A 14535-nucleotide genomic window follows, 5' to 3' on the forward strand; every position below is an offset into this window, starting at 1 on the left:
TACTCAAATCCGTCGCAGGCACTTGAGTGCCGTCAGGCATTCTTGTCGAGCGTGGCGCGGCAGGCGCGGTCGACGGCGGCGTGGAGGAGCACCGTGAAGACGGCCAGGACGATGAGGGCCGCGAACATCAGATCCGTTTTCGCGCGGCCATTGGCCAGCAGCATCAGGTAGCCAAGGCCCTTGGACGCGCCGACCCATTCGCCAATGATGGCCCCAATCGGGGCGTAGACTGCGGCTAGGCGCAGGCCCGAGGCGAAACCGGGCAGTGCGGCTGGAATGCGGATGTGGCGCATGATGCGCGCCGGGCTGGCCCCCATGAGGCGGGCCATGTCGATCCAGGATTGGGGCGTGCGCATGAGAGCGTCGAAAAAGGCCGAAGTGACCGGGAAATAGATGACAAGGAGGGTCATCACCACCTTCGATCCGATGCCGTAGCCGAACCAGAGCGTCAGGATAGGCGCCAGGGCAAAGACGGGCACCGCTTGTGAAAAGATCAGCATCGGCCGCACGAGGCTGCGCGCGATAGGAGAGGCGGCGAGGCCGATCGCCGTGAGCCCGCCGAAGAGTGCGCCTAGCGCCAGGCCCGCCAGAACTTCGGTCCCGGTGATCATGGTGTGATAAGCGATGAGCGCGCGGCTGTCCCACAGGGTTTCGGCAACCAGCGCGGGTCCGGGCAGGATGAAACGCGGCACGCCCGTCAGGATGACCAGCGCCTGCCAAGCTGCCAGCGCAACGAGGGCCGAGGCGGTGATGCTGGCTGCGCGGTTCATGAGGCGTCCCTTCCCGGGCCGCGCAGGGCGGCGAGAAGCGCGCCTTGCGCTTGTAGCGTATCGGCGTCGTCGACGGGCCGGGGCGGTGCGCCCGGCGGCACCCGCCAAGGCGTAAGCCCGGTCTCGCTCAGAATTTCGATGGCGGTGCCGAGGCGGGCCGCTTCGGCAGGATCATGCGTGACCATCAGCACCGTATGGCCGGTCAGCAATTCGGCGGTCAGGTCCTGCATTTGGGCCCGGGTGCGCGCATCCAGCGCCGAGAATGGCTCGTCCAGCAGGATGAGAGGCCGGTCCTCCATCAAGGTGCGAGCGAGGGCCGCGCGCTGGCGCTGACCGCCGGAGAGCTGACCGGGTTTCTTTTCCAAGTGTTCGCTGAGGCCTACCCGCTCGATCATCGCTATCGCGCGCTGCGGCTGCGCTGGATCGCCGCGCAGGCGGGCGCCGAGCATGACATTCTCGGTGACGCTCAGCCATGGCAGCAGCAGGTCGCTTTGCGACATTAGCGCGACGCGGCCCCTGAGAGGCGCGCCGTCGCTTATGGTAAGCGTTCCCGTCAACTCTGCCTCATCCGCGATCCCTGCAATCACACGCAGAAGGGTCGATTTTCCGATCCCGGACGGGCCAAGCAGGCATGTCCAGCTGCCGGGCGCGACCGTCAGCGCGATATGCGGCACCACAGGCGTGCCCGCGACCGAAACGCTGCCCGTCAGGGTGAGACCGGGCGCGCTCATTCTGGCAGAGCCATATCCCAGAAGCCGATCTCGAGCCGCGTGGCCGTGACGAACCGATGCGAGAGCTGCGGCCAGCGGGGGCTCTCCATGGGGCGGTCCCCCAATTGCCGGGTGACGGCGGCATCCAGAAGCGCGCCAACCTCGTGGCAGACCTGTTGATTACCTTCGCCTGCGTAGGTGTCGATCCAGTCGGCATAGGGTGTCTTGCCCTTTGCCGCCGACAGGCGCAGGCCGATCTCGCCATAGCCCAGAACGCAGGGTGCCAGCGCGGCCAGAAGATCCAGAAAATCGCCCGAATGGCCCGCATCGAGTACGTAGCGCGTATAAGCGATGTTCTGAGGCAGCTCCTCGGCGGTGAAGAGCGTGGCCTCGTCCAGCCCCTCGGCGGCACAGGTGGCGACATGCAGCGCGATTTCCTCGTTCAGCAGGGCATCAAGCGTGCACGCGGCAAAGCGCATCTCGTCTACTGTGCCCGCCTTGGTCACCGCCAATGCCCAGGCGCGCGAGAAATGAATGAGGAATAGGTAGTCCTGCACCAGATAGCGCAGATAGGCGGCGCGCGGCAGGCTGCCGTCGCCCAGCCCCTCGACGAAGGGGTGGTGCGTATAGGCGTGCCAAGGCTCTGCCGCCTCGGCGCGCCATGCGGCGAAGGTCGCCCCGTACATCACTGCGCGCCTTGCGCGGCGCCGGGATCGATCGCCAGTTGCGACAGCGGACGCGTGCCTTCGATCAGCCCTGCCTCGCTGAGGAAACGCTCGAATTGGGTATAGCGCGCAGTATCGACCGCGGCGGGGCGCAGGGCAAAGCGGGGCAGCGTGTCGGCCCAGGCGCGCGCGTTCAGCTCGTCATCAAGCTCGGTGCTGGTGGATTTGAAGATCTCCCAGCTCTCATCGGGGTGGTTGACGATGTATTGCGTCGCCAGCTCGGTCGCGCGCATGAAGCGCGAGATCATGTCCGCGTCCATCGTCTCGGGATTGGCGACATAGATCAGCTCGTCATAGGGTGGCACACCCTCTTCTTCGATGAAGAAACATTTGCCGGGGGCGCCCTCGATCTCCATCTGGTTCAGCTCGAAATTGCGGTAGGCGCCGATCACGGCGTCGACCTGGCCCGACATGACCGACGGGCCGAGCGACCAGTTGACATTGATCATCTCGACTTCGTCGAGGGTGATGTCGTTGGCGCCCAGGATGGCGTCCATCAGCGCCTCTTCAACACCGGCGACGGAATAGCCGATCTTGGCGCCCTTGAGGTCCGCGATCTGCTTGATCGGGCCATCCTCCAGCACCAGAAGGCAATTCAGCGGGCTGGCGACCAGCGTGCCGACGCGGATCAGGGGCAGGCCTTCGGCCACCTGCAGGTGCAGCTGCGGCTGGTAGGAAATGCCAAGGTCGGCCTGACCCGCCGCCACCATCTTGGGCGGGGACGAGGCATCGGCGGGCGCGACCACCTCCACTTCAAGGCCCGCATCGGCGAAATATCCGCGCTCTTGCGCGACGATGATGGGGCCGTGATTGGGATTGATGAACCAGTCCAGCACGAGGGTCATTTTGTCCTGTGCCAGCGCGGGCGTGCTGGCGAGGAAGGTGGCGGTGGAAATCAGGGCGGCGGCGAGGGGCTTCATCTTTGGCTCCGGTCAGAATGCGGCCCGGCGGGGGCTGATGCGTTCCGGAGCATTCCCCGGTCTGCAACAGCATCCGCATGAGGCAGCGGTGCAAATATCGGCCAGAGCAGGGGGAAAGATCATGGGATAAATTGCGCGCGACACGGCGTGCAGCCCATACTCCGTTCCCTCCGCCGGTACTGACCGGATCAGGTTCGATGGGTCGGCATCATCGCCTCTCAGCCCCGGCATCGCGGAGCACCCCAACGGATATTTGCTAAGGTAGCCTCTCCCCCTCGCTGTTGCAAGGAGAGCTGCCTGCCCGTTTTGCCGCAAACCGGATTGTTCCGACCGAGTGCCGCACGATCTGTGCCGTTAGGGGGGGATTCACCTCGGCCGTCTAGGATGCACCCCAGTGCGACCATGCGAGGAAGAGTTTGAGTATGCCGATTTTCCTTTTCATAGGAAACTTTGCCCAGATCGACACGAACGAGACCGATTGGGATGCCGAGTCGCCAAATGCGCTCTTGGGCACGTATGGAAAGGATGTTTTGCAAAATGTCACCGTGTCGGCCAACGATCTGGATGGTAGCGGCGGCATCAACGACGATGATCGCGGCGCGCGGGTCGAGCCGGTGACATATGATCGGGGGGGCGGACAGATCAGCACCGTGACCGACCATTCCGGATTGTACTCGGCCAAGGTGACATTGGGCGACGGCTCGACCAGGATTACCGAGGTTCTGGTCATTCAGATGACCAACGGCGACACGTTCGTGACAGATCTCATGAACAGCGGCGACCTCGACGGCCTGAATATTCAAAGCATCGCGTTGGAGTCAGCAGGAAGCAGCAATTGGGGCGGGTGGTTTGTCAATCAAAGTGTGGATGGCACTGCCGTGGTCTGCTTTGCAAAGGGGACGGCCATCGACACGCCGGACGGACCGCGCCGGATCGAGACGCTGGCGCAGGGCGATCCCGTCTGCACCGAGGCGGGCGGCACGCTGCCCGTCCTGTGGATCAGCCACAGGATGGCGCCCTGCGGCGCACGCACGGCCCCGGTCGAAATTTCCGCCGGAGCCCTTGGAGGCGGCCTGCCGCGCCGAACTCTGCGAGTGTCGCCGCAGCACCGCATTCTCATCGGCTCCAAAATCACCCGAAGGATGTGCGGCGCCGCGCGTGTATTCGTGCCCGCCGTACATTTGGTGGGCTATCCGGGGATCAAGCGATGCCTGCGGGACAAGGTGATAGATTACTACCACATCCTGCTTGACGGCCATCATGTGGTCCTCGCGGAAGGCGCGCCTGCCGAAAGCTTGTTTCCCGGCGTGCAGGCGCTGAGGGCATTTTCGACCTTCAGGCAGCTGGAGCTCGCGCGTCTGAACCTTGCCGTCTCGCAGCCTATGGAGGCATGGCAGATCGCATATCCTGTTCTACCGTCCGGCATGCGCCGGACCTATTTGCAGCGCCACCGCAAGAATGCCAAACCGCTGATTGATGCGCGTTCTGCGCAGCGCGCTGATGTAGATGGTCAGGCCCAGGTCATGCGCGCGTCTCAGGCTGCAAATGGGGCCGCAATTTCTGCCAAAGCCTGAGCACTTCGCGCCCGAAGCTGTAATCGCGCCTCCGGACGGCGCGATAGGGCAGTGCGAGCCCCCCGCGCGCGCCTGAAATCGCCCGTTCAGATTGGCTATCAAACCAGATACGCTGGGCCAAACAGCCGGAGCCGATGCCATGATCCCCACCAGCCAGACTGCGACAACCCGCCTGCTCTATACCGTGATCGGTGGCGGCGCAGGCCTTTGCACCTATGTGCTGGCCATGATCGTCCCCGAGGCTGTTGCCCATGCGCGGGCCGTCCTTTTCCTGCTATCCTTCGGATTGGGCTTCCTGGCGATCCTGTTGGCGCTGATGGGGCCGGTGCGCGTCACGCTCGCCGCTGCCGCCGCGCTGGGCATTGCGCTGCCGGCTGCGCTTTTGCTGCTCTGGGCCAGTTATCGTCACGAGACCCCCAGCGCCTTTCTGGACGGGGGCTATGGCTTGGCCGCGTTCCTTTATCTGCTCTTCATTTCGACCCCTTTCGCGGTCGCGCGGCTGCAGCATCATGGCGGATGGCGGCATTACGGACTGCTCTTCGATGCGGCTTGGGATCTGGTGGTGCGCATCGCCTCGGCTGGGCTGTTCGTGGGCGTGGTCTGGGCGGTCCTCTTGCTGTCGGATCAGCTTCTGGGCCTTGTCGGGATCAGCGCCGTGCAGGATCTCATTGACCTCGAACCTGTGCCGTTTCTGATTACCGGCATGGCACTTGGCCTCAGCCTCGCCATCGTGCACGAGTTGCGCGATTACGTCTCGCCGTTCCTCATCATCCAGCTTCTGCGCGTGTTTTTGCCCGCGCTGCTCGTGGTGCTGGCGGTCTTTATCCTGGCGCTACCGTTTCGCGGTCTGGGCAATCTTTTTGGCCAATACTCGGCGGCGGCGATCCTATTGGGGGTGACAGGCGGGGGGATCACCCTGATTACAACGGCTATTCACCGCGACGATTCGCTGTCGGTCGAGGGGTGGGGAATGCGCAGCGCCGCGCAGGCGCTTAGTGTGATGCTGGTCGTGCCGGCGTTGCTGGCGCTATGGGCGATCTGGCTGCGGGTCGATCAATACGGGCTTACGCCGAACCGCATCGCCGCTCTCGTCGCTGCCGGAATAGTGGCGATTTATGCACTGTTCTACGCAGGCGCGGTGCTGCGGCGCCGCGCGTGGCGGGCGGATCAGCGCGATATCAACCGGGGCATGGCGGTCCTGACGCTCGCCTTCGCAGCCGCGTGGCTGACACCGATCCTGAATGCCGAGCGGATGGCCGCCCGGAGCCAGCTGGCGCGCGCTGAGGCGGGCACACCGCCCAAGGATCTGCCCCTGTGGGAGCTGGCCAATGACTGGGGCAAGGCTGGCAAGCTGGCGCTGAGCCGGATCGAGGACATGGCGGCGGATGACCCCGATCTGCAATCGCGCATCGCCGCCGCCCGGCGCAGCGACAGCCGCTGGTCCTATGAGGCGCAAGGCGGGCTCACGCGGATCGACGGTCTCGTGCCGCTCCGCCCCGAAGGGCGCAGCCTGCCGCCGGGCGCGCTTGATACGCTGCATGAGGGTGACCGGCGCCTCATTGCCGACGGTTGCGCGCGCCGTGCACCGGGCGGGCATCCTGGCTGTGTCCTGGTCATCGCCCCGTTCGAGCCCGGCGCCGGAGCCGAGCAAGCCATTGGATTCTTCATGACATCGCCGACCACCGTGGTCTTGAGGTCCTTCACTCTTGGTGAAGATACCATCGAGACAGCGGGCTATCCCAGCGATCTGGCGGGGGGCGGCTATGTCGCGTCGGGGCCCGAGGTGATCACCGAGATCCTCGAGGGCCGTTTCGACATCGTACCTGCGGCGCGCCAGGTGCTGGAGGTGGATGGCATGCGACTCTTTCCCTGACCGTGGCGGATCGTAGCAATGCATCCTGATGCGCATTGGCGAATTGTTAACACAGCGGCGGCATAGTCATTTCCAACTGCAGCGGAGATGAAGATGCACGGGCTGATCAATCGGGCCATCGAGCGATTTGTACGCGACACCTACGGACGTGAGGTCTGGGGCGCGGTGACGCGCGACGCCGATCTGGACTTCACGCGGTTCGAGGCGATGCTCGACTACGACGCAGCGATCACTGACCGGGTGCTGGCCGCGCTCGCACGCAGGTTGGATCGGCCTTTGCCGGATGTTCTGGAGGATGTGGGCACCTATCTGGTGTCGCACCCCAAGCTGGAATCCCTGCGCCGCCTTCTGCGCTTTGGTGGGCCGACCTTCACGGAATTCCTGCACTCGCTCGATGATCTGCCCGCGCGCGCGGCGCTGGCTGTCTCGGATCTCAAATTGCCGGAACTCGAGCTGCGCGAGCACGCAGAGAATTTTTATGCTATCGACTGTCATAGCGGCGCACCCGGATTCGGCTACGTGATCGTCGGTCTATTGCGCGCGCTGGCCGATGATTACGGCGCGTTGGTCCTGCTCGAGCATAAGGGCATGCGCAATGGATGCGAAATTGTCGAAGTGCGTCTGATGGCGGCAGAGCATGCCAGGGGCCGCAAGTTCGATCTGGGCGCGAGGACGGCATGAAGATCAACGCAGACGATGGTGAGGCGCGCGCGCCCGCGCAACCCAGCGATACCAAGGCACCGGAGCTGAGCCGCGGTGATGCCACGGCTCTTGAAGGGGCAGGGCCCGATACCAGCGCCCATGCCGCGATGATGGACGTTATCTGCCCGATGCACGCTGTTCTGGACGGCGCCGGACGCGTGGTCCATGCCGGCCCGACACTCTTCAAGCTGTTCGCGTCGCAGCCCCTGATCGGGGTGCGTTTTGCCGAGCTTTTCGAGATAAAGCGCCCGCGTGGCGACGGCTCCATGCGCGCGCTTATGCAGGCGGCAGGAAGCAAGATGCATCTGCGCATGCGTGGCGGCCCGCGCACCGATCTGAAGGGCGTTCTGGTGCCGCTGGCGGACGGCACCGGGCCGCGCGACGGCGCGCTGGTGAATCTCTCCTTCGGGATCTCGGTCGTGTCCGCCGTGCGCGACTATGGCCTGACGGGCAGTGATTTTGCGGCGACGGACCTGGCCGTCGAGATGCTGTATCTGGTAGAGGCCAAGAATGCCGCGATGGAGGCGTCGCGCACATTGAACCTGCGTTTGCAGGGCGCGATGATCGCCGCCGAGGAGCAGGCTTATACCGATACGCTGACCGGCCTGCGCAACCGCCGCGCGCTGGATTACGTTCTGGACCGCATGAGCGAGGTGGAACAGGATTTCGCGCTGATCCATGTGGATCTTGATTTCTTCAAGGCTGTCAACGACACGGGCGGGCACGCGGCGGGGGACCACGTCTTGCGCGAGGTTGCGCGCATCATGGTCGAGGAAACCCGCAGCGACGATACCGTCGCGCGCATTGGTGGCGACGAATTCGTCCTGGTACTCAAGAGGCTGACGGATCCAGCAAGGGTGCGTGACATCGCGGCCCGCGTGATCGAGCGCCTGCAGCAGCCCATTGAGTACGGTGGCGAGGTCTATCAGATCTCTGCCAGTGCCGGTTCGGTTCTGTCCTGTCACTACCCCCGGCCCAGTATTGCGCTGATGATGGAGCAGGCCGATGCTGCGCTTTATGCGGCCAAGAACCGCGGCCGCGGCTGCCACGTTGCCTTCGCCACCGACATGGAGCCCTCCTGACAGGCCAAGGCGGGCAAGGCCCAATCGGCAGACCCGTCTGGCGACAGCCCCGGATATTGCCAGGCCCAAAGCTGGAGGCACCGCAGCACCGCGGCGCGCTCTCACCAAATAGATCTGCTCTGACAGTCCGCGCTCAGACCTTCTGCTCGGATGTCCCTGCGGTCTCGGAGAGTTCGCGGTCGGCCTCGGGCACATCCAGCGTCGACCAGATCTCATCCTTGGTCGGGGGCGGAGGCATGTCGCAATCCCGACGATGGATATTCACCTTCGCCATGAAATTCGCCGAGATCGGTGCGGTAACGAACAGAAATGCCATGATCAACGCCTCATGCAGCACGCCCTCGCCGATGGTATAGGAGTGGATCATCGCCGCGAGGAGCAGCGCGCCGATGCCCACGGTGCCCACCTTGGTCGGCGCGTGCAGGCGCGTCATCGAATCGTTGAATTTCAAGAGGCCGATCGACCCGATCAGGGAAAAGGCCGCGCCGACAATCAGGCAGGCCGCGACAGCATATGTGGCGATGATATCCCAGTTCATTCGATGATGTCCCCCCTCAGGACAAAGCGCGCGTAAGCAACTGTGCTGACGAAGCCGAGCATGGCGATGATCAGGGTCACTTCGAAATAAATCGCCGTTCCCTGTGCGATGCCCAGAAGCACGACGAGGCCGATGGCGTTGACCACCATCGTATCGAGCGCAAGGATCCGGTCGCCGGTGCCCGGCCCGATCATCAGCCGGATCATCGCCATGATCTGCGCCGCTGCGATCGCGCCGAAGGCAATCCACAGCGCGAGGTTCATGATGTCCGTTGGGCTCATGTGAAAATCTCCTTCAGGCGGCGCTCGTAGCGGTGCTTGATATCGTCGCGCACCGCGTCCGGATCATCGGTGTGCAGTGCATGAACCAGAAGGCTGTGCCCTTCGTTCGAGAGATCCGCCGAGACGGTGCCCGGTGTCAGCGTCACAGTGCCGGCGAGAATGGTGATGGCCTCAGGCTGGCGCAAATCCAGCGGCACCACGACCCAGGCAGGACGCAACTTGGAATTGGGTTTGGTCAGGACGATCCAGGCGACCTGAATATTGGCTACCATGATGTCCCACAGCACGATGACGATATAGATCAGCATGCGCAGTGGGCGAAATCCGCGCGGTGTTTCGGGCCACCAGGCCGCCGTGATCCACGGGATCAGAACGCCCAGGATCAGGCCGAAAACGGCCATGCCCGGCGACGTGGTGCCCTGCAGCAAAAGCCACACGACCGTCAGCAGGACGGTCAGCAGCGGGTGGGGCAGGAGCCAGTAGAATGCACGCTTCATATCAGTACTCCTTGCTCCCCTCGCTCAGTTTGCCGGGGGTTTCCATCACCGTACCAATATAGGCGCTTCGCTCAAAAAGCTGTGCGGCGATGGCGCGGGTGTAGTTATGAGCGGGCCCGGCGAAGACGGTCAGCGCGATCAGCAGCGACAGAAGCACCCCGACCGCCGAATAGGACAATGCGCTGGGCGCGGGGGGCTGTTCTGTATCTTCGGGCAGGGGCGTCGCCTTGCCTTTCCAGAATACAACGCTGCCGGCCCGCGAAAACCCGACAAGGCCGATCAGGCTGGTCCCGAGCACCACGGCCCAGATCCAGACGACCAGAGGCGAGGCGGTGGAGGCGCTCAGCACCATCAGCTTGCCGACGAAGCCCGAGAGCGGCGGCAGGCCGACCATGGCGATGGCCGCGGTGAAGAACATGGCCGAGATGAGCGGCGCACCCGGCACCGGCGGGGCCGCGTTCAGCGCCAGATCGGCGCGCCCGCCGCGCACCATGTCGGCGATGAGGAATAGCGCGGCGGCGGCCAGTGTCGAGTGCACGATGTAGTAAAGTGCGGCGGCGATCCCCTCGGGCGTGAAGAGCGCGATGGAAACCATCACCATCCCCATCGAGCCGATCACGGCATAGGCCACCAGCCGGTCCAGATGGCGCGCGGCGAGGATGCCGATCATCCCGATCGCAACCGACAGAAGCGCCGCGGGCATAAGCCACAGCCCCTGCAGGCCCGCCGTCACCTCGAGGTCGGGCGGGAAGATCAGCGTATAAACCCGGATGATCGCATAGGCGCCCACCTTGGTCATGATGGCAAAGAGCGCGGCCACCGGCCCGGGCGCCTCGGAATAGCTGGAAGGCAGCCAGAAATGCAGCGGAACGACCGCTGCCTTGACCGCGAACACGAGGATCAGCAGGACTGCGGCAACGCGGATGCCCACATTGTCACCCGCATCGACCAGCTGCACGCGCCCGGCGAGATCGGCCATATTGAGCGTGCCGGTCTCGGCGTAGATGGCGCCGAGGGCAAAGAGGAAGAGAGTCGAGCCCAGCAGGTTGTAGAGCACGTATTGCACGCCTGCGCGCAGGCGAACGGCCCCGCCCGAATGTATCATCAGGCCGTAAGAGGCGATCAGCAGCACTTCGAAGAAAACGAAGAGGTTGAAGAGGTCACCCGTCAGGAAAGCGCCGATGATGCCCATCATCTGGAATTGGAAGAGCGCGTGGAAATGGCGCCCCCGCTCGTCCCACTTCGAGCCGATAGCATAGAGCAGGACGGCCAGACCCAAAAGCGTGGTCAGCAGCACCATGAAGGTCGAAAGTCGGTCCGCCACCAGCACGATGCCAAAGGGCGCGGCCCAATCGCCAAGCTGGTAAAGCGTGACAGTGCCGTCCGATGCGGTCCAGGCTTGCCCGGCGGCCAGCGCGATCAGTGCAATGGCGCCAGCGATCGAAAGGGTGCGCTGGATGGTGATGTGATAACGCGCGGCCAGCACGATGAACGGCGCCAGAAGGGCGGGTAGAATGATGGGAAGGACGATCCAATGGGTCATGCCGCGCCCTCCTTGCCGTCCTGCGCCACACTGTCACCATCGGACGCGTCGCCCGGGTCGGGATCGTTAACCCGGTCGTCGTCGGACCCGAGATATGACCCAAGCGCCATGACCACCACAACGGCCGTCATCCCGAAAGAGATCACGATGGCTGTCAGCACCAGGGCCTGCGGCAACGGATCGGTATAACGCGTCGCATCATCCGTCAGGATGGGCGGCGCGCCAATGGTCAGGCGCCCCGAGGCAAAAAGGAACACATTGACCGCGTAGGTCAGTAGCGACACGCCCATGATCACCGGAAAGGTGCGCAGGCGCATGACCAAGTAGAGACCGGCGGCGGTCAGAACGCCGATGGCGGAGGCGACGAGGAATTCCATCTCAGACCTCCTTCGCCGAGGCTTCGGGCTCGCGGGACGGGTCTATATCCATCGCGTGTTCACTATCCTCGCTATGGGCACGGCGGGCGAGCCGCGAAAAACTTTCGAGTGACAGCATCACCGCGCCAACGACGGCCAGAAAGACGCCCAGATCAAAGAGGGCGGCGGTGGCCAGCTCGAACTTCTCGAAGGGCGGGATGCGCACATAGGTGAAATCGGAGGTCAGGAACGGCTTGCCGAAGAACCAGCTGCCGACGCCTGTCAGACCGGCGATCAGGACGCCCGTGCCGATGATGCCGTGATAGGGATAGCGCAGCCGCGCTGAGGTCCAGCCAAAACCGCTGGCCATATACTGCATCACCACGGCGATCGAGACGATCAGACCGGCGATGAAACCGCCGCCCGGCTCGTTATGGCCGCGCAGGAAGATGTAGAAACCGATCATCAACACAACGGGCATGGCAACGCGCGTCAGAACGACCATCATCAGCGGGTGGATGTCGCCCGCCCTTGGCTGATCGGGCTTGCGGTTCAGCAGCTTGGCCCGTGCCGGCCCCCAAAGCAGTGCTTCGGTCAGCGCGTAGATAAGCAGTGCAGCAATGCCCAGCACGATGATCTCGCCGAACGTGTCGAAGCCCCGGAAATCGACGAGGATCACGTTGACAACGTTCGTGCCGCCACCGCCCTTGTAGGAATTGGCAAGATGAAACTCCGAGATCGGCGCCGCCACCGGATCGCGCAGCAGGTAGTGCCAGGACAGCGCCATGGTGGCGAGGCCGCCCGCAATGGCAATGGCTCCGTCCCGCACACGGCGCAGGACCGACGATTCGGAGGGCGTGCGGTTGGGCAAGAAATTGAGCGCCAAGAGCAGCAGGATGATTGTCACCACCTCGACGGTGAACTGCGTCAACGCCAAATCGGGCGCGCTGAAATGCACGAAGGCGATGGACACCATGAGGCCCACGATGCCGATCAGGATCAGCGCCAGAAGGCGGTTGTGGTGCAGAAAAACAAGGCCCAGCGTGGCCGCGACCAGCATCAGCCACCCGGCGACGGCGATCGTGTTCAAGGGCGCCATGCCGTAGTCGGCTGGGCCGATCGTTCCGGTCGTCCAGGCATGCAGGCCTGCGGCAATGATTGTCGCCGCCATGATCGCCGCATAGCGCGAGAAAGATCCGTCATGCAGGGGCGCGATGAGGCCGCGCGCCACTGCTACGGTCCCGGTTATGAGCCGGTCAAAGATCGCCTTGGCCTCGGGGCGCGGCGCCGCGTCCCAGCCACGCAGCAGCGGATTGAAGAGCGCCAGAACAATCAGACCGCCGACGACCGCCGCAATGGACATGTAAAGTGCAGGGACCAGCCCATGCCAGATCTTGAAATAGGCCTTCGGCACCTCTGCGGCGTCACCCAGCACAGCGGATGTCACCAGCTTGACGAATGGCTCTGCGACAAAGGGCGCGATCCCGATCACCACCACCGGGATCATCAAGAGCGCCGGAGGCAGCCACATGCCGGCGCCGGGATCATGCGGCTTGGCCGGATAATCGTCTCTTTTGGGGCCAAGAAACGTGTGCCCGATCAGGCGGAAGCAGTAGGCGGCCGAAAAGAGCGAGCCCAAGACAGCGAGCGCAGGCACCAGCCACGGCGTGCCGAACAGCGTGGTATGATACGCTTCTTCCAGCATCATCTCCTTGCTGAGAAAGCCGTTGAGCAGCGGAATGCCCGCCATTGACAGCGACGCCAGCGTGGCGATCACGAAAGTGATCGGCATCAGGTGCCGCAGCCCGCCCAGACGGCGGATATCGCGCGTGTGCGTCTCATGGTCGATGATACCGGCGGACATGAAGAGCGCAGCCTTGAAGCTGGCATGGTTGAGAATGTGAAACACCGCCGCCATGGCGCCGAAGGCTGTGCCCGTGCCCAGAAGCATGGTGATCAGGCCCAGGTGACTGACGGTCGAGAAGGCCAAGAGCGCCTTTAGATCATGCTTGAACAGGGCGATGACGGCGCCCAGGACCATGGTGATCAGGCCGGCCGTTGTCACGATCACGAACCATTCGGGCGTGCCCGACAGAACCGGCCACATGCGCGCCATCAGGAAGATGCCCGCCTTCACCATGGTGGCCGAGTGCAGATAGGCGCTGACCGGCGTTGGCGCGGCCATTGCGTGCGGCAGCCAGAAGTGGAACGGGAATTGCGCCGATTTGGTAAAGCAGCCCAGGAGGATCAGGATCAGCGCGGGCACATAGAGTGGCGACGATTGGATCAGCTCGCGGTTCTGCAGGATGACGCTCAGATCATAGCTGCCCGCGATCTGGCCCAGGATCAGCATGCCCGCGATCATCGCGAGGCCGCCCATGCCCGTCACCGTCAGCGCCATGCGCGCGCCTTGACGGCCTTCGGGCAGGTGCTTCCAATAGCCGATCAGCAGGAACGAGCTGAGCGACGTAAGTTCCCAGAAAATGAGCAGCAGCAAGATGTTATCGCTCAGGACGATGCCCACCATCGCGCCCTGAAAGAGCAGGAGATAGGTGAAAAACTCGCCCATATTGTCGTCGCGCGACAGATAGAACCGCGCATAGGCGATAATCAGCAGGCCGATGCCAAGGATCAGACAGGCAAAGAAAAATCCCAGCGGATCCAGCATCAGGGTCATGTTCAGCCCGATCGCGGGCAGCCAATTGAAGCCCGCCATCACGACCTCGCCGTTCAGAACTGCGGGCGCATTGGTCAGAAGTCCGATGAACGCTGCCAGCGAGACTGTGAATGTGACGCCTGCGCAGGCCTGGCGCCCAGCGGAATTCATCAATCCGGGCAAGAGCGCCCCCAGAAACGGCAAAGCGACGACGAGAAAGAGGGACACTGGCACTCCTGACTTGCAAAACCCTTTGCGGACTTGACCCTGTGTGGCCAAAAAAGCCTCTATCCTCAAGCAAAACCGTC

The 14535-nt window shown here is 63.7% G+C and carries 14 protein-coding genes and 1 riboswitch; of the genes, 4 read left to right on the forward strand and 10 right to left on the reverse strand.

What is annotated here, in order from left to right:
* Positions 1–32: 32 nt before the first annotated feature.
* From BW975_RS05005 to BW975_RS05020, 4 genes are read right to left on the reverse strand one after another with little or no spacing between them, the layout of a single operon-like run.
* The gene (locus BW975_RS05005) at positions 33–770 is read right to left on the reverse strand and encodes an ABC transporter permease (protein ID WP_076531518.1); all 738 of its coding nucleotides are present in this window, start codon (positions 768–770) and stop codon (positions 33–35) included.
* The gene (locus BW975_RS05010) at positions 767–1501 is read right to left on the reverse strand and encodes an ABC transporter ATP-binding protein (RefSeq protein ID WP_076531520.1); all 735 of its coding nucleotides are present in this window, start codon (positions 1499–1501) and stop codon (positions 767–769) included. Before BW975_RS05010 ends, BW975_RS05005 begins: the two co-directional genes overlap by 4 nt.
* Positions 1498–2169 carry a TenA family protein gene (locus tag BW975_RS05015; protein WP_076531522.1) on the reverse strand — a complete coding sequence of 224 codons (672 nt, stop codon included), beginning with the start codon at positions 2167–2169 and terminating at the stop codon, positions 1498–1500. The genes BW975_RS05010 and BW975_RS05015 overlap by 4 nt, the downstream gene beginning before the upstream one ends.
* Positions 2166–3125, reverse strand: a complete 960-nt coding sequence (locus BW975_RS05020) for an ABC transporter substrate-binding protein (RefSeq protein ID WP_076531524.1) — start codon at positions 3123–3125, stop codon at positions 2166–2168. The genes BW975_RS05015 and BW975_RS05020 overlap by 4 nt, the downstream gene beginning before the upstream one ends.
* 148 nt (positions 3126–3273) lie before the next feature.
* Positions 3274–3380: riboswitch (TPP riboswitch) on the reverse strand.
* A gap of 167 nt (positions 3381–3547) precedes the next feature.
* On the opposite strand from BW975_RS05020, the gene BW975_RS05025 reads away from it, so the two are divergent.
* The 4 genes from BW975_RS05025 to BW975_RS05040 all read left to right on the forward strand — a co-directional run bounded on the left by BW975_RS05025 (position 3548) and on the right by BW975_RS05040 (position 8356).
* Positions 3548–4699, forward strand: coding sequence for a Hint domain-containing protein (locus BW975_RS05025; RefSeq protein WP_076531526.1), 1152 nt, complete (start codon positions 3548–3550; stop codon positions 4697–4699).
* Between the two features lie 139 nt (positions 4700–4838).
* Positions 4839–6572, forward strand: coding sequence for a DUF4153 domain-containing protein (locus tag BW975_RS05030; RefSeq protein ID WP_076531528.1), 1734 nt, complete (start codon positions 4839–4841; stop codon positions 6570–6572).
* A gap of 93 nt (positions 6573–6665) precedes the next feature.
* On the forward strand, positions 6666–7253 hold the full coding sequence (locus tag BW975_RS05035) for a heme NO-binding domain-containing protein (RefSeq protein WP_076533404.1): 588 nt from the start codon (positions 6666–6668) through the stop codon (positions 7251–7253).
* Positions 7250–8356, forward strand: coding sequence for a GGDEF domain-containing protein (locus BW975_RS05040; protein ID WP_335743488.1), 1107 nt, complete (start codon positions 7250–7252; stop codon positions 8354–8356). Before BW975_RS05035 ends, BW975_RS05040 begins: the two co-directional genes overlap by 4 nt.
* A 133-nt stretch (positions 8357–8489) precedes the next feature.
* On the opposite strand, the gene mnhG is transcribed toward BW975_RS05040, so the two are convergent.
* From mnhG to BW975_RS05070, 6 genes are read right to left on the reverse strand one after another with little or no spacing between them, the layout of a single operon-like run.
* Complete coding sequence (gene mnhG, locus BW975_RS05045) at positions 8490–8894, reverse strand: monovalent cation/H(+) antiporter subunit G (protein ID WP_076531530.1); 405 nt, start codon at positions 8892–8894, stop codon at positions 8490–8492.
* A complete protein-coding gene (locus BW975_RS05050) occupies positions 8891–9175 on the reverse strand; it encodes a K+/H+ antiporter subunit F (protein WP_076531532.1) in 285 nt (94 codons plus the stop codon). Before BW975_RS05050 ends, mnhG begins: the two co-directional genes overlap by 4 nt.
* On the reverse strand, positions 9172–9672 hold the full coding sequence (locus BW975_RS05055; protein WP_076531534.1) for a Na+/H+ antiporter subunit E: 501 nt from the start codon (positions 9670–9672) through the stop codon (positions 9172–9174). The genes BW975_RS05050 and BW975_RS05055 overlap by 4 nt, the downstream gene beginning before the upstream one ends.
* A gap of 1 nt (position 9673) precedes the next feature.
* Complete coding sequence (locus BW975_RS05060; protein ID WP_076531536.1) at positions 9674–11215, reverse strand: monovalent cation/H+ antiporter subunit D; 1542 nt, start codon at positions 11213–11215, stop codon at positions 9674–9676.
* Complete coding sequence (locus tag BW975_RS05065; RefSeq protein ID WP_076531538.1) at positions 11212–11592, reverse strand: Na+/H+ antiporter subunit C; 381 nt, start codon at positions 11590–11592, stop codon at positions 11212–11214. The genes BW975_RS05060 and BW975_RS05065 overlap by 4 nt, the downstream gene beginning before the upstream one ends.
* A gap of 1 nt (position 11593) precedes the next feature.
* Positions 11594–14455 carry a monovalent cation/H+ antiporter subunit A gene (locus tag BW975_RS05070; RefSeq protein ID WP_076531540.1) on the reverse strand — a complete coding sequence of 954 codons (2862 nt, stop codon included), beginning with the start codon at positions 14453–14455 and terminating at the stop codon, positions 11594–11596.
* Positions 14456–14535: the final 80 nt, after the last annotated feature.

The organism is Roseovarius nanhaiticus (assembly GCF_900156535.1).
Lineage (GTDB): Bacteria > Pseudomonadota > Alphaproteobacteria > Rhodobacterales > Rhodobacteraceae > Roseovarius > Roseovarius nanhaiticus.